This window comes from Leptobacterium meishanense (assembly GCF_037645805.1).
Lineage (GTDB): Bacteria > Bacteroidota > Bacteroidia > Flavobacteriales > Flavobacteriaceae > Leptobacterium_A > Leptobacterium_A meishanense.
In genome coordinates, this window is record NZ_JBBEXE010000002.1 from 385,391 (window position 1) to 410,805 (window position 25,415).

The 25,415-nt window shown below is 38.3% G+C and carries 23 protein-coding genes and 4 tRNA genes; 15 read left to right on the forward strand and 12 right to left on the reverse strand.

The features are described 5' to 3' along the window. Positions 1–43: 43 nt before the first annotated feature. The 5 genes from WBG21_RS04005 to rpsT all read left to right on the forward strand — a co-directional run bounded on the left by WBG21_RS04005 (position 44) and on the right by rpsT (position 676). Positions 44–115: transfer RNA gene (locus WBG21_RS04005), tRNA-Glu, on the forward strand. A gap of 12 nt (positions 116–127) precedes the next feature. Next, positions 128–199, forward strand: a tRNA-Glu gene (locus WBG21_RS04010). Positions 200–211: 12 nt separating this feature from the next. After that, positions 212–283: transfer RNA gene (locus WBG21_RS04015), tRNA-Glu, on the forward strand. Between the two features lie 12 nt (positions 284–295). Next, a tRNA-Glu gene (locus WBG21_RS04020) sits at positions 296–367 on the forward strand. A gap of 54 nt (positions 368–421) precedes the next feature. Further along, on the forward strand, positions 422–676 hold the full coding sequence (gene rpsT, locus WBG21_RS04025) for a 30S ribosomal protein S20 (RefSeq protein WP_340075056.1): 255 nt from the start codon (positions 422–424) through the stop codon (positions 674–676). 52 nt (positions 677–728) lie between these two features. Here the strand turns inward: rpsT and WBG21_RS04030 are convergent, their stop codons facing one another. The 8 genes from WBG21_RS04030 to WBG21_RS04065 all read right to left on the reverse strand — a co-directional run bounded on the left by WBG21_RS04030 (position 729) and on the right by WBG21_RS04065 (position 11,492). Further along, complete coding sequence (locus WBG21_RS04030; protein ID WP_340075058.1) at positions 729–1,934, reverse strand: LETM1-related biofilm-associated protein; 1,206 nt, start codon at positions 1,932–1,934, stop codon at positions 729–731. Between the two features lie 205 nt (positions 1,935–2,139). Continuing rightward, entirely contained in the window at positions 2,140–2,709 is a 570-nt protein-coding gene (locus WBG21_RS04035; RefSeq protein WP_340075060.1) for a superoxide dismutase family protein, read from the reverse strand. Between the two features lie 115 nt (positions 2,710–2,824). Beyond that, positions 2,825–3,115: a helix-turn-helix domain-containing protein gene (locus tag WBG21_RS04040; RefSeq protein WP_340075062.1), complete on the reverse strand. Its 291-nt coding sequence runs from the start codon at positions 3,113–3,115 to the stop codon at positions 2,825–2,827. Next, positions 3,093–3,467: a type II toxin-antitoxin system RelE/ParE family toxin gene (locus WBG21_RS04045; protein WP_340075064.1), complete on the reverse strand. Its 375-nt coding sequence runs from the start codon at positions 3,465–3,467 to the stop codon at positions 3,093–3,095. The genes WBG21_RS04040 and WBG21_RS04045 overlap by 23 nt, the downstream gene beginning before the upstream one ends. A 173-nt stretch (positions 3,468–3,640) precedes the next feature. Next, the gene (locus WBG21_RS04050; protein ID WP_340075066.1) at positions 3,641–5,641 is read right to left on the reverse strand and encodes an ATP-binding protein; all 2,001 of its coding nucleotides are present in this window, start codon (positions 5,639–5,641) and stop codon (positions 3,641–3,643) included. A 471-nt stretch (positions 5,642–6,112) separates the two neighbouring features. Beyond that, the gene (locus WBG21_RS04055; protein WP_340075068.1) at positions 6,113–6,916 is read right to left on the reverse strand and encodes a class I SAM-dependent methyltransferase; all 804 of its coding nucleotides are present in this window, start codon (positions 6,914–6,916) and stop codon (positions 6,113–6,115) included. Between the two features lie 61 nt (positions 6,917–6,977). After that, a complete protein-coding gene (locus WBG21_RS04060) occupies positions 6,978–8,189 on the reverse strand; it encodes a bifunctional alpha/beta hydrolase/OsmC family protein (protein WP_340075070.1) in 1,212 nt (403 codons plus the stop codon). A 99-nt stretch (positions 8,190–8,288) separates the two neighbouring features. Further along, positions 8,289–11,492 (reverse strand): VPS10 domain-containing protein, encoded by a 3,204-nt coding sequence (locus tag WBG21_RS04065; RefSeq protein WP_340075072.1) that lies wholly within the window; start codon positions 11,490–11,492, stop codon positions 8,289–8,291. A 178-nt stretch (positions 11,493–11,670) separates the two neighbouring features. Between WBG21_RS04065 and WBG21_RS04070 the strand changes: the two genes are divergently transcribed. The 6 genes from WBG21_RS04070 (at position 11,671) to WBG21_RS04095 (ending at position 16,252) form a co-directional block, all read left to right on the forward strand. Next, positions 11,671–12,291, forward strand: coding sequence for a LysE family translocator (locus WBG21_RS04070; protein WP_340075074.1), 621 nt, complete (start codon positions 11,671–11,673; stop codon positions 12,289–12,291). Positions 12,292–12,346: 55 nt separating this feature from the next. After that, positions 12,347–12,997, forward strand: a complete 651-nt coding sequence (locus WBG21_RS04075; RefSeq protein WP_340075076.1) for an HAD family hydrolase — start codon at positions 12,347–12,349, stop codon at positions 12,995–12,997. Further along, positions 12,997–13,860, forward strand: coding sequence for a hydroxymethylglutaryl-CoA lyase (locus tag WBG21_RS04080; RefSeq protein ID WP_340075078.1), 864 nt, complete (start codon positions 12,997–12,999; stop codon positions 13,858–13,860). The genes WBG21_RS04075 and WBG21_RS04080 overlap by 1 nt, the downstream gene beginning before the upstream one ends. A 154-nt stretch (positions 13,861–14,014) precedes the next feature. Further along, complete coding sequence (locus tag WBG21_RS04085) at positions 14,015–15,181, forward strand: hypothetical protein (RefSeq protein ID WP_340075080.1); 1,167 nt, start codon at positions 14,015–14,017, stop codon at positions 15,179–15,181. A 37-nt stretch (positions 15,182–15,218) separates the two neighbouring features. Next, positions 15,219–15,752: an FMN-binding protein gene (locus WBG21_RS04090; protein WP_340075082.1), complete on the forward strand. Its 534-nt coding sequence runs from the start codon at positions 15,219–15,221 to the stop codon at positions 15,750–15,752. Further along, a complete protein-coding gene (locus WBG21_RS04095; protein ID WP_340075085.1) occupies positions 15,752–16,252 on the forward strand; it encodes a hypothetical protein in 501 nt (166 codons plus the stop codon). The genes WBG21_RS04090 and WBG21_RS04095 overlap by 1 nt, the downstream gene beginning before the upstream one ends. Here WBG21_RS04095 and WBG21_RS04100 read toward each other — a convergent pair. Together WBG21_RS04100 and WBG21_RS04105 are read right to left on the reverse strand one after the other, a co-directional pair. After that, positions 16,242–17,876 carry a hypothetical protein gene (locus WBG21_RS04100; RefSeq protein ID WP_340075087.1) on the reverse strand — a complete coding sequence of 545 codons (1,635 nt, stop codon included), beginning with the start codon at positions 17,874–17,876 and terminating at the stop codon, positions 16,242–16,244. The two genes, WBG21_RS04095 and WBG21_RS04100, sit on opposite strands and share 11 nt — an antisense overlap. 18 nt (positions 17,877–17,894) lie before the next feature. After that, complete coding sequence (locus WBG21_RS04105; protein ID WP_340075089.1) at positions 17,895–20,354, reverse strand: VWA domain-containing protein; 2,460 nt, start codon at positions 20,352–20,354, stop codon at positions 17,895–17,897. 219 nt (positions 20,355–20,573) lie between these two features. On the opposite strand from WBG21_RS04105, the gene guaB reads away from it, so the two are divergent. Beyond that, a complete protein-coding gene (gene guaB / locus WBG21_RS04110) occupies positions 20,574–22,046 on the forward strand; it encodes an IMP dehydrogenase (protein ID WP_340075091.1) in 1,473 nt (490 codons plus the stop codon). Here guaB and WBG21_RS04115 read toward each other — a convergent pair whose 3' ends face one another. After that, positions 22,047–22,289: a hypothetical protein gene (locus tag WBG21_RS04115; protein WP_340075093.1), complete on the reverse strand. Its 243-nt coding sequence runs from the start codon at positions 22,287–22,289 to the stop codon at positions 22,047–22,049. It lies immediately after the preceding gene. A gap of 18 nt (positions 22,290–22,307) precedes the next feature. Beyond that, the gene (locus tag WBG21_RS04120; RefSeq protein ID WP_340075095.1) at positions 22,308–22,763 is read right to left on the reverse strand and encodes an SRPBCC family protein; all 456 of its coding nucleotides are present in this window, start codon (positions 22,761–22,763) and stop codon (positions 22,308–22,310) included. A 143-nt stretch (positions 22,764–22,906) separates the two neighbouring features. Between WBG21_RS04120 and WBG21_RS04125 the strand changes: the two genes are divergently transcribed. The 3 genes from WBG21_RS04125 to WBG21_RS04135 all read left to right on the forward strand — a co-directional run. Then, entirely contained in the window at positions 22,907–23,758 is an 852-nt protein-coding gene (locus WBG21_RS04125; RefSeq protein WP_340075097.1) for a peptidyl-prolyl cis-trans isomerase, read from the forward strand. After that, positions 23,742–25,163: a peptidylprolyl isomerase gene (locus WBG21_RS04130; RefSeq protein ID WP_340075113.1), complete on the forward strand. Its 1,422-nt coding sequence runs from the start codon at positions 23,742–23,744 to the stop codon at positions 25,161–25,163. Before WBG21_RS04125 ends, WBG21_RS04130 begins: the two co-directional genes overlap by 17 nt. Positions 25,164–25,176: 13 nt before the next feature. Beyond that, the coding region (locus WBG21_RS04135) for an AAA family ATPase (protein WP_340075099.1) at positions 25,177–25,415 on the forward strand (239 nt) is incomplete at its 3' end.

Genomic DNA, 25,415 nt, shown 5'->3' on the forward strand with positions numbered 1-25,415 from the left:
TTAAAAATAGTTGTATTTTTGCATCCGCGTAAGCGAAAAGCATGGCCCGTTCGTCTAGGGGTTAGGACGCCAGGTTTTCATCCTGGTAACAGGGGTTCGATTCCCCTACGGGCTACTAAAATAAACCGGTCCGTTCGTCTAGGGGTTAGGACGCCAGGTTTTCATCCTGGTAACAGGGGTTCGATTCCCCTACGGGCTACTAAAATAAACCGGTCCGTTCGTCTAGGGGTTAGGACGCCAGGTTTTCATCCTGGTAACAGGGGTTCGATTCCCCTACGGGCTACTAAAATAAACCGGTCCGTTCGTCTAGGGGTTAGGACGCCAGGTTTTCATCCTGGTAACAGGGGTTCGATTCCCCTACGGACTACGAAAACAATTTTTAGAAGAGCGATAGTATTCGCAGAACAAACAAAGAAGAAAAATGGCAAATCACAAGTCAGCGTTAAAAAGGATTAGAAGTAACGAATCAAAACGTTTGCGAAACAAATACCAACACAAAACCACTCGTAATGCGATTAAAAAACTGCGCACTATAGAGAAGGCCAAAGAAGCGACTACATTGTTCCCAACGGTAGTATCGATGATTGACAAGTTGGCAAAACGCAACGTTATCCATAAAAATAAAGCAGCAAACTTAAAGAGCAGCCTTGCTAAGCATGTGGCTTCTTTGGGATAAACTGTATATATTATAACACTTAAAGCCATGCCTCACGTTTCGTGGGGCATTTTTATGTATCAGGGCCTTTAGAAACCCTGTTGTCATCAAAAGCAGAAGGAAGCAGTTTTGGAATGAACTTCACAAAGATGGGAAGCAGGACAGCCCCACCGGGCAAAGCAAAAATGGCCAGGGAAGGAATGCTTTTACAAACATCCAACAACTGTTCCCGCACTTTTCGTTTTTCGGTTTCAGAGAGTTCTTTATGTGTTGATTTTGTAAGCAATACCACCAACTCCTTACTTTCTAACAACTCCTTGGTCAACCGTTTTCTATTTCTCAGAATGAGTTTGCTGACTGTTTTACCTGCTTGCTCATAAAAGTTTTTTACAGGATTGGATGAATTAAAAAACGCAATAGATTCTTTATGCGCTTCAATAAAAGTATGGGTATATGTGGCTGCTTCCGATACATACGGGGAAGGAAGCTGTAACCGGTTGCCCAGGCCATGCAAAAAATGATGCTCATTTGTATCCAGTTGAATATCGTCCCAGATGGCCATGGTAGCTAAATCGAGAAAGTAATATTTTTCTAGCAAGTAAGTATAGTTTCCAAAACAATCCTCTTTACCTTTAAAAATATTGAAAGATGTAATTTCATGGTAACGTAAGGAGGATTCTACCAACCGGATGAGCAATTCATCATAGTCCGATTTTTTTTCTTTTGAGCTTAGGGCCTTTAAGATTGTATTGGTCAATACAATTTCAGTGTTTTTTACGTACACCTCACAATTTTTATCCCCTCTCAGGTAGTGAATAAAAGCCAATATATCTACAAAAAGCAGCACATTGGTAACGATGTTCCCAAAGTATTTTGTGAAGATATTGGTATTGCCCCGCACACGTGTATCAATCACTTTTTCTAGCTGTGCGACACCATGTTTTCCAATAATGATCTTGTCCAGAAAGGAGAAATTCCGTGCTTTTAGGCATTGATAAAAGCTTAAAATGTGATCAATGGCACGTTTGGTGTCCTTATTTTTGGTTTCTGACTGATAAAAGAACAAAAGGGAAGTAAATAGATTGACTTTAGCCATTTCCCTCTCTGTGAGGGTGTTTTCCGATTGCACGTCAAAAACAGTGGCAACATTGGTACCATACACAAACCCTGTTTCCCTGAGCCGGAGGTAAAACGCAGTATCTGTAGTATTGTTAAAAAAAGGCTCGTTTTCTAACAATGATAACGCTTTCTTGATCCATCCGGAGGCTGAAGGGTTCATACCTTGAATTTTTAAATAAAAGTAAACAAAAAAGCCACTCAAAAAGATTTTGAATTCAGGTCATTTCGAATCCCCGGTAGTTGCCGGGATGAGAAATCTAGGCTTTTAATAATCAGATTGCTAAAATTAGATAAGATTTCTCTCCCGATAGGTATCGGAATCGAAATGACACTTTTAGGTAGCTTCTTTTTTTAAAGGATGTTTATTACTGAATAATGCCACCACAGCTTACACGTCCGCCGGCAGCTCCGGTAGGTTGTGTTACATAATCATCCACCCCTTGGTGCACAATAATTGCTCTTCCAAGAATGTCTTTGGTTTCATCGCCACACCCTATGCACCATTCGTCCGTGGTCATGGTAATGCTGCCATTTCCATTGGCATCGGCCGTAAAGTTCCCGATATCGCCTTTGTGGTAGCCTTCTGCAGCACCCCATTTCCCGTGTGGCACAAATGTAGGGTTCCAATGGCCCCCGGTCGATTTCCCGTCAGGGGAGGAGCAGTCTGCTTTTTCATGGATGTGAATGGCGTGTTCGCCTTCGGTAAGTCCTGTTAAAGTGGCCGTCATGGTCACTTTTCCGTTTTCTTCACTAAAGGTTACTTCTCCGGCGGCAGTACTTTCGCTTTTGGGTTCCAGGGCGAATTTTAGGGTGGTTACTTCTATAACTTCTGTTATTTCTTTTTTAACAGGATCTGTTTTCTTTTCCGTTTTTTTACAACTGATGGCTGCTGAAAGGAGAACGGCAGCGAGTATGAATAGGCACTTTTTTGACATAAAAATATCGATTATAATTTATACGTAGTTTTACGTAAAGGTACTGAAATTGCTTTTGGTAAAAAGGGAGTATGTGCCAGATAATTTTTGAAATTGTAACGTGACATGGCATTATTTATACTTCGATGGATATTTTTACCTTTCCGCCCAGGCCTTTTTCAACGATGTCATAGAGAGTTTTCAATGTAAGGTTGCTCCCATTGTTCTCCACCCTCGAAATATAGGTGCGTTTTTTATCCACAAGGTCGCCCAGTTGTTCTTGGGTGAGGTTTTTTTCTTCCCGTGCTTTGCGAAGTAAAAGCCCAATCTTGAACGATTCAAATTCCCTTTCAAGGCCATCCCTGCGCCCTGTACCTTTTTTTCCGTAAACTTCATCCTTTATATCACTCCAATCTTTTGTTTTCATATGATGTATTTTTTTCTTCAAAATATTCTGCCATTAACCGGGCAGCTTTATTAATCTCTTTCTGAGGTGTCTTTTGTGTTTTTTTGGTAAACCCGTTCAGTAAGATAACCAGTTTTCCTTTGTCAAAAAAACAGAAGACCCGCCAAATATTTGAGGCCAGTTGAATACGGGCTTCAAAAAGCCCGTTAGTTCCTGTAATTGATTTTAAATATGTTTTTGGAACGTGTTCATAGGTTTCAATGATTTCAATTACTTTAAATATTTTGTCCTGAACCTTTGTGGGTTGCGCCAAAAGGAATTCTTTAAAAAAATGCTTGTACGCAATTACTTTCCTAACTTTTTTAGCTGTCATTTCAAAGGTAACTTAAAAGTTACTTTTTTGCAAGTTTTAATTAAATAATATGTCATATAAGTGGGCATATTGGAGGGCTAGGGTATGTTTTTAATTTATGGTTGTTGCCGGTATACGTTGTGCGTTTGTGTTAGCGGTGGCATGGATTGTAAATGTACACTAGTGGGTTTATTTTATTCAGTTTCTCTTTCAAGATTTACTATCATAGGTAAATTCGAACGAATTGCTTTACCTGTTACAATTGCGTGATATCGTTTCAAATTGGGCAATGCTTGCACTAAATCTTTGCCAATATAATTGCCTAAAAAAGTAAAACTGGTTTCGTCAAAAGCTTGGAAGCAAATAATTGAATTACATTGAGTAAGTACTGTCTTTGATACATTAGCTGTTCTTTGAGCGATAACAATTAAACCAACTCCATACTTCCTGCCTTGTAATGCAATTTGAGACATCTTATTTACTAGTGCCTTAGAGCTACCATAATCTCCTAAATCTCCTAAAAAGTTTGTCTCAGGAACTATGGTGTGTGCTTCTTCTAGTACCAAACATACACGACTTCCTTTATTTGCTTTTGCGTAATTAAAAACGCTCTCAATAAAAAATTGAGTAAACTCTAAAATGAACGAAGTATTCGATAATGCAGGCAGTTCAAATAATCCAAGGTTTTCGTCTCCTTCAATAAAATCTTTTACATAATCATCAAGTTGACCTTGAATCTTTTTCTTTAATTCAAGTTCTTCCGCAGGTCTACGATTTAAAGCCTTTTCGTGCTTTTCCGCAAATGTCTCTTCGAGAGAATTTAATCCTTCAACTTTTATTAATTCGATTGGATTTAGTCCTTCTAGGTCAATCTTGTATTCACCTGTAAAATCAATACAAATTACATTTGTATCTGTTTTTAATGATTTAATTATTTCTCTTGCAAGGAATGACTTTCCAGAGCCTGTAACTCCTAATAACGCTAAATGATGGCTAACAGCTTCATTTAAATTGATGATTGAAGGTAGCTTTGTGTTTGGAATAGTACCTAGTTGAAATTCAGGATATTCGAATTCTTGAATCTCTGTATTACTTGTGTCGGCTTTAAAAATAGGAGTGTTAATAGATGGAACCCAACCGAATTTTTGAAAAGAAAGAAGGTCATTTTGCCATTCTCCTAGTTGTATCGCCTCTCCTTCAATAAATCCTGTTTCATTCTTACTTTCCAACTTTTCAAGTTCTGTTGTTCCACCAATTACCTGGTAAAATAGTCTATGGCTACCTACTTTCAGTTCCAATAAATCTCCTTCCTGAATGTCATCGGTTTGTTTTGAATATTCAAATTTTATCGAGCCAATAGATGATTTTTCAATTACTACACCAACGAAATCTTTTATTCTAAGTGAATTAGATAGTTCTTCTATTTCATTAGGCAAAACGACTTTACAAACTACATTTCGCTTGAAGTAGGATAAATCTTTAGTGGTAGTTCCTAACTGTAATACTTTAATCCACTTTTCTTGATTAAGCAGATATGTATCAATTACAATACCTGCGATTGCATAAGAATCTGAGTCTTGCATTGAATATTTAAAGGTTACAATATCAAATCGCTTGATGTTCTTGCTTCTATCTTCATATAGCTTTACAAGGAAAATTTTCTTTGATTGAACTCCGAAAATTTCGCCAATAGCATTTGACTGAATTTTATTTTGTTTTCTAGCAAACGAATTATGAAGCGATTTTGAATCGATGATTAAAACAGAACCCCACAGAATTACCATTGTAAACAGGTAACTGTCACTTAGTTCCTTAACTATATCTGATTTGTATAGGATGAGAACTGATATGAAGACAAAAGAGTAAATGACTTTCCCCCTTCCAACAAAAACTGCAATGTTTTTAAGAAGATTAGATAATTTATTTCTAGCTGATTCAGTGCTTTCATTGTCAGATGTGAGGGCAATAGCAATGATAGATAGGATGATTAAAATTCCGATTAATGATATTGTGAAATACCAAAGAGTATCGTTGGTAAATGATTCTTTTATTGATAGATAGACAAGCAATAATGGAATTGAATTTGTAATTACATTTTTTGGGGATGAATAGTATGGCTCTATAAACAGGATTGAAAAAAATAACATGAAAAGTCCCGAATAGAACCAAATATTTTTGGTTGAAGTGTCTGGCAAAATAGAGTCAGTTAGCAGGTAATGGATTCCTATGAATATTGCTATACTGACTAAAAGAAGTATGAATCTATTCGTTATGTAGAACTTTAATTTGTCCATGAAGTTTTAATCTTTTGATTCATTGTTCTTTCGAATTGTTTCGTTTTCATTTGTTGTCTCTTCGGTTTTTCAGCATGAAGCGCAACTAGTTTATATACTGAACTTTTACCTCTATATCCATCTAATGTTGGTAGATATGTCAAATTTCAAACTATGTAGTATACCTCAACAAATCTAAACTATTTCTACTAATAAAAATATAAAAACCTACATAAAAAGTAGTTTATTACGGTAAAACTGTAATTTTATAAAGAACGTCATTTCGAATCCCTCGCAGATGGCGAGGAGGAGAAATCTATTTTTAATGGTTACTTGTTTTCATGAGATTTCTCTCCCGATAGCCATCGGGATCGAAATGACTGCGTTGATGGTTTATTGTTTTTTGGTCGCCTTTAAGGCATATATCATTGGGATTTTGTCGCCCATATAGGCAATCTGGTATTTTTTCGGGGCAATTTCTATCGCATTTACAAAGCAGTTGTAGGGGGAGTAGTTGTATTCGTTAAACGTAGTTATTTCTAGCCCATGCGCTATCAAATTGTTGAGAACTTCGCTAAGGCTGTGGTTCCAGCTTACGTACTTTTGTGTGGTGGGGGCGTTGCGGTCGGCATAGGTGCCCTGCTCGGTATCGATAATGGCCCCGGTATTAAAATAGCTGTGTTCCACGATCTGGAAATGGTCGTCGTACATCCAGATAACGGGGTGGAATTCAGCCATGATAAATGTACCGCCGGGCTTTAGGTAACGGGCTACAATGCCGGCCCATTTGTTGAGGTCGGGCAACCACCCAATGGTGCCGTAACTGGTAAAGACAATATCGAATTGCTCGTTTAAATGCTCGGGGAGGCTGTAGAGGTCGCAACAGATGAAACGGGCATCGGCCCCGGTTTTTTCGGTGAGGGAAATAGCAGTTTCAATGGCTTTGTCAGCGAGGTCTACCCCGGTACAGCTTGCCCCCATTCTGGCCAGTGAGATAGTGTCTTGCCCGAAGTGGCATTGTAAATGCAATACACTTTTGCCTTGGATATCGCCCAGCAATTGGAGTTCGATCTCGTTGAGCGAAGAATCGCCTTTTAAAAAGCCTTCCAGGTTGTAAAACCGGGAATGTATGTGGTGCTGGGTTTTGTTGTTCCAGGCTGCTTTGTTGATGGCGATGTAGTTTTCTTCGTCTTTCATGTTGTGGTGCTTCAACTGTTGTTATATTTCGACTGCGCTCAATATGACAATAGCTTCTTTATTATTTTAGAACCGTTTCTACCTTAATATCACTATGGAGTGTTTTATGGACGGGGCACTTATTGGCGATGTTCAAAATACGGTTGCGCTGGGTTTCCTCGAGGTTGCCTATGAGCCTTATTTCCCGGGTAAAGGTATCAATCTTTGCTGTTTTAGATTCGGGATTTTCACAATCTTCGGCATATTTTTTATCGTGGCTGATGTGCACTTCAATATTTTGCAAATCCCACTTTTTATGGGAGGCATACATCCGTATGGTCATGGCGGTACAAGCCGCTAAGCCAGCAGATACCAATTCATACGGGTTGGGTCCGAAGTTTTGCCCGCCCACACTTTCGGGTTCGTCAGCCGTGAGAAAATGGTCGCCTAACTTCATTTGTGTGGTAAAGCCGTCTTCGGTATCGAGGTTGGCCACTACTTGGTGTTGTGTCTGTAGCTTTGGGGTCTCTGGAGTGGAAATATAGCGTTTTGCCCAGGAGGCGATGACCTCGCCCACATAGAGCGAATCTTGCTTGTTGGTGAGTAGATGGTCGGCACCATCTAAGGAAACAAAACTTTTGGGGTGAAAAGCAGCATCATAGATTTCTTTGGCGTTTTGCACGCCTACAGTGGTGTCTTGCGGGGAGTGCATAACGAGCAATGGTTTCCGCATTTCCTTGACGGTATCGGGCAACGATTTGCTTTCGAGGTCGTCTATAAACTGTTTTTTTATGGTAAAATCCCTGCCACTAAGGTTTACGGTTGCTTTCCCGTCTTTATTGATGGCATCCAAGTCACTTTTGAATAAATGTTTTACGTGTGTGGGGTTGGATGGGGCACCTATAGTGGCAATGGCCTGGATGCTGTCTATTTTTGAGGCAGCGAAGATAACAGCGGCCCCGCCAAGGGAATGCCCAATAATGAGGGAAGGACTTTTATAATGTTCTGCTAAATAATTGGCTGCAGTGATTAAATCTTCAACATTTCCGGAGAAATTGGTATCGGCGAACTCGCCTTCGCTTTCGCCCAATCCGGTAAAATCGAACCGGAGCACACCAAAACCGTTACTAGCGAGTGCCCTACTGATATTGCGAACGGCACTCAGGTTTTTGTTGCAGGTAAAACAATGTGCAAAGAGCACAAAGTTGTGCGGACGGCTGTCTGCGGGCAATTCTAAACGTCCGGATAGGGTTTGTCCCTGTTTGTTTTTGAATTCTATAATAGTTACACTCATTTTGTATTGTTTTTGTTTACTAGAGACAAGAAGGATGTCATATTTCGACTGCGCTCAATATGACATCCTTTAAAAATAACATAATTTATTTTTTAAGCCTTATTCTAGTTTAAAGGCTTTTGTTTCTTTGAATTTGGAGAGCTCAATTTGCTCGATGGTTTCTTTGTATGTTTTCCATTCATTGTCAAAAAACCCATTGGTTTTTTTAACAGCGGCATCCAGTGCATCTTTTGCTTGTTGTATCAACTGCTTTTCGGTAGCTGTAATACCTGAAGGCCTACTTGCGCTATAGAAATAAGCAGTTTGGAGACGCTGGATAGCACTTGGCTCTGGATTCCTGGTAATCCCTTGCCTTTTGTCTTCTTTGCCAATGTATAAAGCAACAACACTGTCAATCTTTTTTACAATCTCTTTCGATGCTTCAATGGCCTCTTTGTATTTTTCTTTGTCGGCTTCTTTAAGTTCTTTTTCAAATTCAGAGACTGTGTTTTTACTTTCTACCAACTGCTTTACAGCATCTGCTGCTACCTGGGTATAGTTTTCCAGTTTCTTAACAGCATCGTATTGTTCATTGATAGCTGTTTGCGATACCGGAATACGAGGATCTGATTTTACGGTAATGGAGGTTTCTTCAACGAGCTCACCATATATAAGCTTAACGGTATAAGTTCCGGGTTTTACCTGCGTGCCGCCGGGCTCTCTTTGGTTTTTACGAATGGTTCTGGATGGCCTGTCGGGCCCTTTTTCATCCATGCCCCAATAGACTCTGTGAATACCATTTTCCTTCGGGGTTTTTTGTTTGAGGGTGCGTATCAACCGGTCACCATCATAGATTTCTATTTTTATAGAATCTTTGGTGGCTTTTTTCTCTTTGCCTTCTTCTTTTTTAGGATCGTCTTTTTCCTTTTTATCTTTTTCTTCTTTTGGAGTTTCTTTTTTATGGAGATAAAAAGAGAGCATAGCACCTCGTTTTCTGTTTTCTCCATTGTATAATGCATCACCTCCAAAACGGCTTCCGTTAGGTTGCTGATAGGCAGCTTGATAAGCTGTTGGGGGATCAAAGAGTGCAATTTCTTTGGATAGCACACTTTTATCTTTAGCCATGGCACGCAACGGACGAATATCGTCTAGTATCCATGCAGCGCGCCCAAAAGTCCCAATGATGAGATCGTGTTCCCGAGGATGGATAGCGAGGTCTTTTATAGATACGGTGGGAAATCCTTCGGTCCATTTTGTCCATTTGTTGCCGGCATCTATACTGATGTATAGTCCATCATCCGTTCCTAGGAACAATAAATTCGGATTTTCGGGATCTTCAATAATACTAAGTGTATAGCTTTCAACATCGTTTTCATCTACAATGCGCTGCCATGTTTTTCCGTAATCTTTAGTCCTGTATGCATAAGGGGTATAATTGAACCGCCTGTAGTCATTGGCAATTAATAAAGCTTCCCCTTTGTTTTTGTTGGATGCTTTTATTTGGGGAATCCAACTTCCTTTGGGCAATCCCTTGATGTTTGCTGATACATTGGTCCAAGTAGCCCCTCCATTCTGGGTAATATGTACATTTCCGTCGTCTGTTCCTACCCAGAGCATGTTTTTTTCAAGAGGTGAAGGTTCTATAACTAGAATGGTGGTATGATTTTCTGCACCTGTGGCATCAATGGTCAATCCACCACTTTCGCTTTGTTTTTGTTTTTCGGGGTCATTTGTAGTTAGATCGGGTGAAATCACTTCCCATGTTAAGCCTTTGTCAGTACTTTTATGAACAAACTGGCTTCCAAAATACACAGTTGCATTGTCAAAAGGATCTTGCCCAATAGCTGAATTCCAATTAAAACGAAGTTTTACATCAGGATCAGGGTGCGTAGGTCTTACAGAGTAGCTGTTTCCAGTCATCCAATCATAACGAGCTACAAACCCTTGTTGACTCATAGCGTAACCGTAGCGGGAATCATCAAGGTCAGGGACTACATCAAACCCATCGCCAAAAGCGATTTCCTGCCAATAGGCATTGCGTATCCCTTGTGCCCTCCACACATATGCAGGACCTCTCCATGAACCATTGTCTTGCATGCCTCCATAAACATTGTATGGAAATTCATTGTCATAACTGATATGATAGAATTGTGCTACAGGGAGGTTGCCAATAAACCGCCATGTTTCCCCACCATCGTGTGTAATATTCATGCCCCCGTCATTCCCATCAATCATGAAGCTGCCATCTTTTGGGTGTATCCACCAGGCGTGGTGGTCGGGGTGTACGCCATTATCTACTCCATAGGCTGGCATGAGCTGCTTAAAGTTTTTGCCACCGTCTTCTGATACGTTCACATAGGTATAGATGGAATATACCCGATTTTCATTTTGTGGGTCAACATAGATTTCAGAATAGTAGAATGGACGGTTTCCGATATCATTTTTATCGTTTATTTTTTTCCATTTAAAACCGCCGTCTTCACTTTTGTACAGGGCATTCTTCTTTGCTTCTATCAGGGCATATACAATATTGGGTTTGTTAGCGGAAATTGCAATCCCGATACGTCCTAATTCTCCTTTGGGCAAGCCATCTTCATCGGTACGTTTTTTCCATGTTTTACCACCGTCAAAAGTGATGTAGAGTCCGCTGCCTTCTCCGCCTGATTTGAAAAACCAAGGGTCGCGCTTATGTTCCCACATAGCAGCAATAATCTTGTTTGGGTTTGTTGGGTCCATTACCAAATCGGCTGTACCTGTTTTATTGTTTACGAACAATATTTTTTGCCAGGTTTCTCCACCGTCTGTGGTTTTATAGACACCACGTTCCGGATGTTCCCCCCAAGGAGAACCAATAGCCCCTACATAAACCGTGTTAGGGTCGGTAGGGTCAATAATTACTCTGTGAATATGGCGGGTTTTTTCTAAGCCCATCAATTTCCAGTTTTTTCCACCGTCAAGTGACTTGTAAATACCGTAACCTCCATTTAGACTGTTCCTAGGGTTACCTTCACCAGTACCTACCCAGATTACGGAAGGGTTTGATTGCTGGATAGCCACAGCACCAATAGACCCTGTTGCTTCTTTTTCAAAAACAGGTTCCCATTTGACACCACCGGAAGTAGATTTCCATAGGCCACCAGAGGCAGTCCCCACATACATAATATCTGTATTGGATTCTACCACATCAATAGCGGTGACCCGGCCACTCATACCGGCAGGGCCAATATTCCGGGGCTTCATTCCTTTTATATGATCCATGGAGAAGTTTTGGGAAAATGTAACGATGGATGCAAACAGCATCGCTAGGGAGAGAATGTGTTTCATTGTAAATGTTGCGTTAGTTTAGCGATAAATTTAGTAAAAAGAAACTTCGGATTCCTTAAAAAGATGTTAATATGGGTTTTTACATAATGCAATTTTCAGGGAAATATCAGCTATAATGTAGTTAATACATATGATGCCATAATTTAAGTTTATTTTTGTTGCCATAATTCTTGGTAGAATGAACTATGAAACCCTTCTTTCTTTTCTGATAGCTTCCATGGCATTGACCATTTCTCCCGGGCCTGATATTATTTATGTACTTATGCAGGGTGTGGTAAACGGAAGAAAACATGGAGTGGTTACAGCTTTAGGATTGGTAAGTGGTATATTGATACATACCACACTGGTTGCTTTTGGTATTTCTGTTCTTATTAAAGAGAGTACAACCGCTTATTTTATTATAAAGTTATTTGGTGCGGGATATCTTTTTTATTTGGCATATAAAGTATATAAGAGTGATGTTTTGCTGTCGTTAACTAAAGATAAAGTACTAAAAAGATCATTGACAGGACTTTTTAAACAAGGTTTTATGATGAATGTTTTAAACCCAAAGGTAACCCTGTTTTTTTTAGCTTTTTTTCCTGGTTTTTTATTTAGTAATGAAGTTTCAACCATCACGCAGTTTTATATTCTTGGGGGGATTTTCATGCTGCAAGCATTTATCATTTTTGGCCTGGTAGCTGTTATGGCAGGAGTTATTTCTAATTATATTAAGCACCATACTCAAATAGGGGTTGTTCTCAAATGGACACAAGTTATGGTATTCATAGGGATTGGTATTTTTATTTTACTACCTTAAAATATTTTAGAAATCGGTTGGATTGGTTATTTTTGGACACTTCTAAATAAAGTGAATGCATTATGTGATTTTTGATATGGATGGCGTGTTAGTAGATAGTGAGCCTATTCATATGGAGTTGGAGGAGCACGTATTTGCACATATCGGAATTGATTTTTCTGAAGCCTACCACCATACATTAGTAGGGATGGCCCCGGTACAAATGTGGGAGAAAATAAAAATAGACCACAAAATTTCAACCCCTATTGAAGAATTGTTGGAAATTGAAAAAGAGCTTAAATTTAATGAGATCCAAAAAAGAGATATAGCGGAAAATGATCATGTTGGCCTCTTGCTTGATACTTTTAAGAAGGAAGCGTTTAAATTATCGGTAGGATCTTCTTCTCCTAAGAAAATCATAGAAGCGTTTACTAAAAAAACAAGGATTCAGCATTATTTTGATTACTTGGTGAGCAGTGAAGATGTAGCTAGGGGAAAACCTTTTCCGGATATATTTCTGGAAGTTGCCCGATTGTATAATGAACCTGCTGACTCTTTTGTAGTCATAGAAGACAGTAAAAATGGGGTAACGGCAGCTAAAGCTGCTGGGATGAAATGTATAGGATATAGGAATCTGAACTCAGGAAATCAGGATTTATCAGAAGCTGACTTTGTGATAACGCGTTTTTCGGAGTTGTCAACAGAACGAATAAAAGTACTTTTTTAATGGAACAGGTGAAACTCATAGAATGTCCTCGTGATGCAATGCAAGGGATTAAGGACTTTATTCCTACCCTAGAGAAAGTACGTTACATTCAATCGTTACTCAGAGTAGGTTTTGATACAATTGATTTTGGAAGTTTTGTATCGCCTAAGGCAATTCCACAAATGGTTGATACTGCAGCAGTGTTGGCTCAACTTGATCTTTCGGAGACAAAAAGCAAATTACTTGCCATTGTGGCCAATGTTAGGGGGGCTGAAGCGGCGAGCATCCATGAAGAAATAACTTATTTGGGCTATCCTTTTTCCATTTCTGAGAACTTCCAGATGCGGAATACGCATAAAACGATTGCAGAAAGCCTTATTGTTTTACAAAAGATACTGGAAATCGCTGCTCAAAAAAGTAAAGAAGTAGTAGCGTATCTTTCCATGGGGTTTGGAAACCCGTATGGAGACCCTTGGGATGTGGACATAGTAGGGGAGTGGACAGAAAAACTTTCCGGTATGGGCGTAAAGATATTATCGCTTTCTGATACTATTGGGAGCTCTACCCCAGATGTCATCAACTATTTGTTTTCTAATTTAATCCCTAAATATCCTGGGATTGAATTTGGGGCACATTTGCATACCACGCCTACGTCTTGGCATGAGAAAGTGGCAATGGCATATGAAGCGGGATGCCGTCGCTTTGATGGTGCTATCCAAGGATTTGGAGGATGCCCTATGGCGAAGGATGAACTCACCGGAAATATGCCCACAGAAAAGATGGTGTCTTATTTTAACAGTATTAAAGCAGATACAGGTTTGCATGCCATGAGTTTTGAAAGTGCCTATAATGAAGCTACCAAAATATTCACAGCATATTATTAAATAAGGAGTCAGCTATACTAAAAACCATTCCTGTTTATACCTTCTTTAAAATTTATTTAAAATAAGTCTAAATAAGCTTTGTGTGTTTCATTTTCATTTTTATTTTTGTCCCGTAAAACAATAATTATTTAAAATCAGTCTAAATAAAGCTAAAATGAAATTCAAACTTTTTTTAACTACGTCTTTTATTTCATTAATTACCTATTCGCAAACTATTTTAACAGATTCTATCCAATTAGACCCCCAAAAGCAATTAAATGCCGCCCAACGTATTTTATCGGGCAATTATGCATCAGCAGTTACAGTGGGGGCGTATGGAGAAGTCCTTTACAATCAACCTGAGGGGGATAATGGTGAAATAGATGTACAACGGCTGGTTTTATTATTTGGATATAAATTCAATGAAAAAACACAATTTGTTACGGAGATTGAAATAGAGCATGTAGAGGAAGTTTTTGTAGAACAAGCTTTTATAAATTATAATGTGGCTAACAATGTTAATTTAAGGGCGGGATTGATGCTAGTCCCTATGGGAATTATCAACGAGTTTCACGAACCTACCACATTTAATGGCACAGAACGCCCACGTATGGACAATGTTATCGTTCCAACTACATGGCGTGAGATCGGGGTTGGGGTTTCCGGAAGGTTCAATAATTTATCTTTAGGGTATCAGGCGTATATTTTTAACGGTTTCCGCTCGTATGATGGGGAAACGGCATTTCTGAAAGGGAGCTCAGGACTTCGTGGTGGCCGTCAAAAAGGAATCCAATCTACGATCAATAGCCCTAATTTCTCTACCAAATTAGATTATTATGGTATTCCGGGGCTTCGTTTAGGGTTGGCAGGTTACTTTGGGCGAACACAGCCTGCTGACGAAGTAGAAGATATTGAGGGTTCAGATATTGGTATGGCGATGGTTGGCTTGGATGCCCGGTATGCTTACCGACGTTTTATGGCAAGAGGGCAGTTTATTTATGCATCCCTTAATGATACAGAGGCCTATAATACACTTACTGGACAGGATATGGGGAGTGCTTTAATGGGTTGGTATGTAGAAGGGGCTTACAATTTATTATCACAAGACAGGGCTCAAAAACTATTTGCCTTTGCCCGCTATGAGCAGTACGATACACATGCAGATACAGCAGGGCAGTTGGTAAGGAATGATGCATATAATAGAAATGACATCACAATTGGTTTGACATATCATATAGCCCCGGGAGTAGTAGCGAAGGGGGATTATCAGATATTTGATACTGCGTTGGATGGAAATAAAAGCAGAAAGCAATTGAATTTCGGTATAGGGGTATGGTTCTAATAAAATAATGAATGGACGAAATTAATACCTTTGTAGAATGAAACGAAAAAGTATATTCATACTGTTTATATGCATACTGAGTTTATTTTCTTTTGATATACCTAAAAACCTACAGAAAAAGGTAGATAAAGAAATTAAAGACGTTTTTCAAGTGGATGCTTTTTTTACGCAGGACATTGAAATATCAGAAGACATAAAAACTACACTTCCCATTGAAATTAAGGACAATAATTTTTTTAAGGTATTAAACAATGAAAAACACACTTTAGGGTATGTGTTTTTTGGTATTGCACCAAGTAAAACAGCGGAGTTTGATTATCTGGTAGTATTTGATGAAAACCTTATTATCCAGCGGGCAAAAGTGCTTGTTTATAGAGAAGAATATGGAGGAGAAATAGGTAGCAAACGATGGTTGAAACAATTTATTGGGAAAACTGAACATGACGAACTGGAGTATCAAAAAAATATTGCTGCTATTTCAGGGGCTACCATATCTGTACGTTCCATGACCAATGCAGTGAATGATCTGTTAAAGGCGATAGGGATACTTCACGAAAACAAAATACTTTGATGGATATTAATGGGCTACTTAGTACATTCCCTAGGGAAGTAAAGATATTTATAGGGGCTTTTGTAATTGTATTGAGTGTAGGGTATTATTCCGGTTTGTTATTTGTGAAACAAACAGAATCACACCATCCCATAGGTATGCAGGAAAACTATTTAGGAAATGAAACGAAGGAAGCGGTTGAGATCATGAAGTTTAAAAAGAGCCCTCGGGAAATGTTGACCATTATTCACACGCATATTTTGTCCATGTCGTTTATCTTTTTCCTTTTGGGAGGGTTATTATTGTTCACAAAACTAAATGCCAAACTAAAACTGTTTCTTCTTATTGAACCGTTTATATCTGTGTTGGTTACGTTTGGGGGCATCTATCTATTATGGAAAGATATTTTATGGATGCGGTATGTTGTAATGCTATCCGGAATACTGATGACGGCTACTTATACATTATCTGCCTCTATTGTTTTGATCCAGTTGTTCAAAAAGCAAAAACTTACTTCTTAAATTTTTTATACCCAAAATATCCTGCTGTTAGGATAACGAGAACAATCAACACTTTCCAAAACCAATGAGCATCTTTTCTTATGGCTTTTTGCATGACATCATTAAGAGCTGTTGCCATATTTGTAGTTGAATCAATAGCCGTATAGGGAACGTTACTGTGTTCTGCAAGCGACTCCATAATATTACCTGTAATGGAGTCCAATTCGATACCTACCAGATACAATGCACTTCTTCCCCTACTTTTTGAACCAGATGCTTTTTCAATGTTTTTTCCGTAGAGCTTCAATCCTAATAACTGCTCATTTCTCAACGTATTTGCCCTAGATGAAATCCGTATATAATACTCACCGGCTTCCTTAAGAATAGGGCTAGTATATAGAATTCCATAGTTAGAAACCCTTCCGTTCATAGGTCCGATAACTTCATTGTTACTATTCAGGACTTCCAAGTAATAATCATACATGTTTAGAGGGGTTTCTATGGCAAGCCCATCCGTAATATTAGCAGTAATGACCGTCTCACCGGTGGTAGTCACGTGAAATACATCCATATCAGTTTTTGGGTACAATGTGAAGTATTTCACTTCTTCTGCTTTAATAGGGGTTGATACAGCTATGGAATCATTAAACTCATTAGGGTCTAATAATTCTTGGTGTTTTGCCTCAATTAGAAAAGCTTTATCAGACCAATTATACCAATCCGGAGATAAGGTAAGTACAATATCATCTTGCCCATTAGTAGGAATGGCCAAAGGTACCCCGTAATTCCCCTGATCACCATTAACACTTATGTACAGGCGGTATGGTTCATATCCAACAGCATCAAAATGGATAACTCCCGGTTTTTCTGATGAAATCTTAATCTGATCAACATCTTTTGCTTTTTCAAAATTTACCTGATACATTTTTCCCAGTTCAATTGGGGCAGGAATAGTATCATTATATTCCAGCTCATCAACTTGTTTGCTGTACATGAGCATAAAAGTAAGTGGCTGTTGTGATTTATAATTGTAATCAGCAGCCAATTCAAGAGAGTACTTCCCTTTTTCTGCGTAATATGGAAATTCCCCAGTAATGAAGCTCCCTTCTTCATTATAGAGCCGCCAGTAGTGCCTCAGGTCAGTAGCCGTTATATTAGGCCGTATGAAGCCGGGGTTCATAATTTCAAATTTAAAAAAGTCTTTATCATATTCCGGGAACAGAACTGCTTGGTACCAGGTAAAGAAATCAATCTTTACAGCTTCTTCGATGTTATCGTTAGGCTCCAAAACATCATCTTCTTCATAGATAGTGATTTTGGCTTTAAAGCTTAATGGCGGGTTTGCACTTCCATAGTATTTTTCATGAAAACGCAATGTAACATTGCCTCCAAAATCCACTCTTGCAGCATTCATTCCTCTGCTATTTTTAAGAAAATCATAGATTTCACATTGAGGGGTAATATTGCCGGAGATTTCGTCATAGGTTATTAAAACATAACCTCCTTCAGGTAAATCAAAATTATATTCATACGGTAGACTGGTTACCGTAATTTCAAAACTCAGCTCTTCTTGTGCATAGATAAAGCTAGTTGTAAACAGCAAGAAACTTATAAAAAGCTTTTTTAGTGGTTTTGATACTATCATAGGGATTATGTTCAATAATTAGTTAAAAACTTTTTTCTCGTATTCAGCATTTAAGTTATTTACAGCCTCTGAAGTGATAAATTCATTGCCACCACACGACTCTATTCCATCGGTTAAGACAATTAACCGCCTATTGTCAGTAGTTGCAGCGCTGTTCATATAAATTCCGGCCTGCTGAATAGCAGTGCCCAGAGGGGTGCCACTTCTTGCAGAGAGCTGACTTAGTTTTTGTTTTACCAATTCGATGTCTGAAGTGAAAGGCTGGTTTAATGAGATAGAACCACAGTCATAAAATGCCATGAGTGCTATTTCATCATTTGCCTTAAACTCAGTGTCGGTCAATACTTTTTGCCCTGCTGCAATAGCACGTTGCATTCTGGCATTTTCGTTCATGCTCCCCGAACAATCGACCAGTAATACAATACTGTTCCCTTCTTTGAGCGGTTTTAATTTAATTTTATGATAAGTGTCCGGCTTTGCTTCATATCCTGACCAAGTTTTTCGGGTTCCCATATATTTAGCATTGGTTATGGGGTCGTCCAATTGTTTTCTGGATGTTTTGCCTAAGGCTTTCACCGTAAGTTGTGCCACTTCAATATCTTCTCCTATATCTACAAGGTCAAAAGACCCTTTCCATTCTTTATCAGTTGCAGTGCCGGTTATCGTTTTTGCACCTAAAGTTATTTCCTGAACCTCAATATCGGCGGTAAAGTTAAGTTCCATAGAAAAATTTCCTTTTCCTCTTAGCTCATCATTTTCATCCACAACAATATACCGGGTTGGTTTTTCCGACTCTTTTTCTTTTTGTTGGATAAGTTCCTGAAGTACTTCATTTAGCGCTTTGAGCATTTCTTGTTGCTTTCTCCTCTTGTTTCCAGCTGATTTCAGGGCATTATGCAATGTAGAACGCTTCATGTCTGCTTCAAGGTATTCCATCCACAACTCAATCCGGTCACCGTCCAAATAATCCTTTAGGGCCTGTAGAGCAGTTGATTGTGCTAAATCGACCAACGCCCCTTTTAACCGTTCTTTATTAAAGGATCCTTTCAAACTTTCTACAAAGTTCTTAGGGTTTCTGGCCAGCTTTTTATAAAAATCGCGCATCTTAACATTTCCCGGATCAGATACCGTAGTCATCCACTTTCCTACTTGATCTTTTTCTGCAATCACCCAAAACTGCCCTTTATTAATGATGTCCCTAAAATTACTCTTAAAGTCTTTAATTCCTTTTAAGCTTTTTAGACTGGGTTCGTAATCTATATTATGTGTATAGTTTAGTGCCTCTCCCGCAATGCCATAGTCTGCAGAAATATATGCTTGTAATGCTTGCATTACGGTACTTTTTAATTGATCTTTTCCAATACTGGAAGCATAGTTCCATGCAGTACCTGAGATGTCTGCAGGTGGGTTGGGTGTAGTAGGTAGCTTGGTAACATCCCAATTGGCATTGTTTGGGGTATCGGAAAGTGCCCATTTACCTAAATCAAAAAGGCGCCATCCGGCTTCATAAAAGACCGCATAAGGCCCCATTTCTTTAAAATTTCTTGCAATATTGAGGGTAGCATCCAATAGATCGGGAACCATGGACTTAATAATCCCCCAGCCTTGTACTTCAGCTACGTAGGCATCCATTTTTTCAGTGGCAACCCTGTTTTGAATAAGTAAATCATCACTAATTTCATTGATTAATTTAGTAATGGTTTCCAGGTGTTCTTCTTGTACTTCTATCCCTTTTTTAACCAATTCTATTTGTTTGTCAATAACAAATCCATAATCTTCCCAATGTGCTTTGTATTTTACAGAGCCACCAGGGCTTTTTACAATTACTTCTTGAAGGTAAGGAGGTGCAATATGGCCAAGGAGTTCCGGAGCTTTTTCTTGAAGTTCATGCAGTTTTTTTTGTGCGTCAGAAAGGTTCAGGTTTGTCTGGTGCACATTTTCTTCTGCAGCTTTAGCCTCTGCTATGGCATTTTCCAGAGGTTGCTTTTTTTGGTTCAAAACACCTTCCAACCGGGCTATTTCATTTTCAATAGCTGTTTTCATCTGTGCCAAAGGGCTTCGGCTCAATCGCCTATTTTTCATGTTTCTATAGGCCATAAGGTGCCTTTCAGCATTTTCAATTTCATCTGAAGGTTTGTTATCGCGCTTTGCTGCCTCCACTCTCCGTTCCCATTTGGCAATTTCCTCATTAAGGTGATTAACGGATTCCTGCATGGAGTTCTCTACAGATGCCAACCGTTTTTGTTGGTTGTCAAGAAGTGCTGAGGTGGTGTTCCACTCATCCTGAAGTGTTTTTACCGCGTTTCCTTTTTGTTGCAATTGCAATTCTGCAGTTCTTAAGGCCTGCTGTGCTTGGTTGACTTGCTTTTGTGCTTCATTTATTTGAGTTCTTACTTCTGCTTCACTAAGTTGAGCAGTTATCATATTGGAAAAGAAAAACAGAGAAATAATAACGATGGACGATTGGCAAAACTTCATATAAAGATGTATTTTATGAAAATAAATATGTCATAAAAATAAAAAATTAATAAACTATTTGGAAGAAAATTCTTTTTAAAAATAAAAAAATATGTTGAAACATAATATTATATTGTCACATCAGAATATGATTTGTTAAGTTAACAAAATACATAAGCAATAATTTCTCTCGATGAGAAAAATATGGTACATTTGCATGCAATTAAATTTTAATTGCAAATGAAATTCCATAATGCAAAGTTTGTTGGCGAAGGATTAACATATGATGACGTTCTTCTTGTGCCCAACTATTCTGAAGTTCTTCCCAGAGAAGTCAATATTCAAACAAAATTTTCAAAAAACATACCTATTAACGTCCCTATTGTTTCTGCAGCTATGGATACAGTAACAGGAGCGGCCATGGCCATAGCGATAGCCCGGGAAGGAGGTATCGGGGTACTCCATAAGAACATGACTGCAAAAAAACAAGCACTTGAAGTACGAAAAGTAAAGCGGGCCGAAAGTGGGATGATTTTGGACCCGGTTACGCTCCCACTAACAGCTAAGGTAATTGATGCCAAGCAAAATATGACAGAGCATAGCATTGGAGGAATTCCTGTTGTAGATGATGAAGGGTTCTTAAAAGGCATTGTAACCAATCGGGATTTACGTTTTGAGCATAATAACAACCGGCCAATAGTAGAGGTGATGACAAGTGAAAACCTTGTTACGGCCAAAGAAGGGACTTCTTTGATGGACGCAGAAGTTATTCTACAAGAAAACAAAATAGAAAAACTTCCTGTGGTAGATGATAATTATAAACTAATAGGGCTTATCACTTTTAGAGATATTACGAAACTTACCCAAAAACCTTTTGCAAATAAAGATAAATACGGACGATTGCGTGTGGCTGCTGCCGTAGGGGTTACTTCAGATGCAGTAGAAAGGGCAGAGGTATTGGTTAATGCAGGAGTGGATGCCATTGTTATAGACACGGCCCATGGACATACAAAAGGCGTAGTGTCAGTTTTAAAAACAATTAAAAACGCTTTTCCTGAATTGGATGTAGTGGTTGGAAATATAGCAACACCGGAAGCTGCTAAATATTTGGTAGAAAACGGGGCAGATGCGGTAAAAGTAGGTATAGGCCCGGGATCTATTTGTACCACACGGGTAGTGGCTGGTGTAGGGTTTCCACAACTTTCTGCAATTATAGAAGTAGCTGCAGCAATTAAAGGAACTGGTGTTCCGGTAATAGCAGATGGAGGCATCCGCTATACAGGAGATATTCCCAAAGCTATTGCTGCAGGGGCTGATTGTGTGATGCTAGGCTCTTTATTGGCAGGCACTAAAGAATCCCCCGGAGAGACGATTATTTATGAAGGTAGAAAATTCAAATCTTACCGGGGAATGGGAAGTGTGGAAGCGATGCGACAGGGTAGTAAGGACCGTTATTTCCAGGATGTAGAAGATGATATAAAGAAGCTTGTTCCCGAAGGTATTGTAGGGCGTGTTCCTTACAAAGGGGAATTAGTAGAAAGCATGCACCAGTTTATAGGCGGATTGCGGGCCGGGATGGGCTATTGCGGAGCAAAAGATATTGCTTCGTTCAAAGAAAAAGCAAAGTTTGTAAGGATTACACATTCGGGAATTACAGAAAGCCATCCGCACAATGTGGCGATTACCAAAGAAGCGCCAAATTACTCAAGGTAGTTAATGGTTTTCCTCATACCATTCGCCTCGATGTGGTTTAAGGTCATCACGCACTTTTCTCATGTCCGGCTCATTTACTATGGCGTATGTAGTGGTAAATGAATCGTTAATTTTGGCATAACCTGTTTGTGCATTATATACTTCTTCTATTTTTAAATATTCTTTAAGGTGAAGTTCATAATGTTTTGCAGTTTCTTCCGCATGAGGCCCTCTAAAATCCCAGATCATTTTTATTTTTCTCATGCAGCATGAGTATTATATTTACGAATCATTTACAGAAATTCCTTTTTCAGCAAAATTTTTAAAGTCAACCATATATTGGTAACTCTGCCTTTTAAAGGCTCCCGGCATTATAAAACCAATAAATTTCATCATAAACCCCGAAAATCTAAACTCGCTGTCACTTATCCATTTGGTAGCATTATCATCTATTGCTTCAAAATAGTTTTCTTGAATGTTATATACCCCATCGGCTTCATAAGTGCCATGAAATTCTTCAGGAAGGTTTTTGTGTGCAATGGTTTCTATCATGGTTATTTTTCGCTTGCCCATTTGATAAGTAAGCGTACTTTTAGCACCTTCTTCTCCGGGGTTTCCACTTATGGGTTCCATGCCCATAAACCCACGCTGCCAATGCTTCATATTTTCTGTACTGTCAAATTTTTGGATTACCGCTGCTCTGGGTAGGTTAATAACAATTTCGTGTTGATATTTCATTTTTGATATGGTTGTTTAGTATAGCCAATATACTAAAAAAACCTACTTATAATAGAAAAAGTATTATAACGTTACTTTTCTGAGTACTGTTATGTATTTGTGAATTAGTATTTTTGTGACCCGTCATCCCATACTATCTAAATATGCGAAAGCAAATTTTATTATTGAGCATATCGGTTTTTCTTTTTTCTTGCGAACTTACTAAAGAAAAAAGGGAAGAGAACATAATTGCCAGGGTAGGGAATAATTATTTGTACAAAAATGATATACGGAACATTACAGGAGAAGGGCTTTCAAAAGAAGACAGCACAAATATTGTTACAAGCTTTATTAATACATGGGCAAAAAAACATTTGTTGGTTGAAAAAGCGAAGATTAACCTGAGTCAGGACAAAGTAGCCGATTTTGAAAAACTAGTGGATGAATATCGAATGGATTTGTATATGGCAGCATATAAGGAAGCACTTATAGCTAAAAATATGGACACGGTGGTTTATAACGAAGAAATGAAAGAATACTATGAAGAACATAAAGAAAATTTCAGACTAAATGAAGACCTTATTAAACTTAGGTATATACATTTAAATGAAGGTTTTTCAGATATGGAGGAAGTAAAAGAACGTTTTATGCGTTTTGACAATGAAGATAAAGACACATTACAGGATATGGCCATTCAATTTAACTCTTACTTTCTAAATGATTCTTCATGGATAAAAAAAGTGCAATTTTTTCAGAAAGTAGCTATGGACAATAGCAATATAGACTTAAAAAAATCACAATTTTTTGAACTAACAGACTCTTTAGGAGTATATTTGGTGCACATTAATGATGTTTTAGAACGAAATGATGTTGCACCCGCTGAATATGTTGCACCAACACTGAAGCAAATCATCCTTAATAAGCGAAAGCTAGAATTTATCAGGAACTTAGAAAAGGACATCATTAATGAAGCAATACAAAACAAAGAATTTCAGGTATATGAAAATGAAGAATAAAATTATAGCAATAATAAGTGGATTGGCAATAACGCAATTAAACTATGCACAAACTGAAATAGTTGAAAACATTCCGGGAACAACGGAATTAACTTTAAAAGATACCGTTAACAATTTCAAAAAGATAAAAGTAGACGGTGTAGCGGCTGTGGTAGGAGATTACCTGATCTTAGAATCAGATATTGATAAAAACCTCATAGACCTTCAATTAAATGGGGTACCAACTGAGGACATCACTCGGTGTCAACTTTTGGGAAAATTAATGGAAGATAAGCTGTATGCACACCATGCCATTCAAGATAGTATTGAAGTATCGGATGCCGAAATAAAAGACGTTGTAAGCAGACAAATAGATTTTCTTGCAGAGCAAATAGGCTCTGTGGAAAAAGTACTAGCCTTTTATAAAAAAGAAGACGAGCAAAGTTTCCGCCAAGAACTTTTTGAAATTCAAAAACTGAGACAGCTATCAGAGCGAATGCAGGAGAAAATAATAGAAGATGTAGAGATCACCCCTGAAGAAGTTAGGCAATGGTTCAATGATATCCCGAAAGATCAATTGCCCGTTTTTGGCACCGAACTGGAAATAGCCCAAATAGTAATTGCCCCTAAAGCTCCTCAAGAAGAAGTACAAAAAGCAATTGATAAATTGAAGGAAATTAAGGAGGATATTGAAGAAAATGGATCTAGCTTTGCTACCAAAGCGATTTTATACTCTGATGATGAAGGGTCAAGATCTAAAGGAGGATTTTACACCATTACCAAGAAAACAGCATTTGTTCAAGAATTTAAAGATATAGCGTTTAGCCTTCAGGAAGGAGAAGTTTCAGAACCTTTTGAAACAGAGTTCGGATGGCATATTTTAACGGTTGATAAAATAAGAGGTCAAGAACTGGACGTACGTCACATACTTATTATACCTGAAATCCCTGAAGAAGCGTTAATAGAAGCGAAAAAAGAATTAGACACTCTTAGAAAACGTATCATAGATGGAGAAATGACATTTGCAGAAGCAGCTAAAAACTTTTCAGATGAAAAAGAAACAAAGTTTGACGGGGGTGTATTGCGTAACCCAACAAATTTTGATACCCGTTTTGAACTTACTAAGATGGATCCCACCTTGTACAATCAGGTACGAGAATTAAAAGAAGGAGAAATCTCTTTACCCTTACTTGAAGAAGAACGCGCAGGGGTAAAAAAATATAAGGTTCTTAAAGTAACAGATAAGTTTGATGAACATATAGCTAATTATTCCCAAGATTATATCAAAATAAAAGATTTAGCATTAAAGGAAAAGCAGCTGAACACTATCAAAAAATGGATGACCGAAAAAATCAATGATACCTATATTAGTGTAGGTACTGATAATAGTGGTTGTGATTTTGCCAATAATTGGCTTAAAAAATAATTGAGAAATAATTATGTCAGACGTATCTGCTATAAATAACCTTGTAGAAAAACACAAAGTCCTAAAGAAAGAAATAGCCAAAATGATTATTGGCCAAGAGGTAGTTGTTGAAGAAATATTACTCTCCATTTATTCAGGCGGGCATGCATTGCTTATAGGAGTACCTGGACTTGCAAAAACATTGATGGTGAATACTATAGCAAAAGCATTAGGGCTTGTATTTAAACGTATTCAGTTCACCCCGGATTTGAT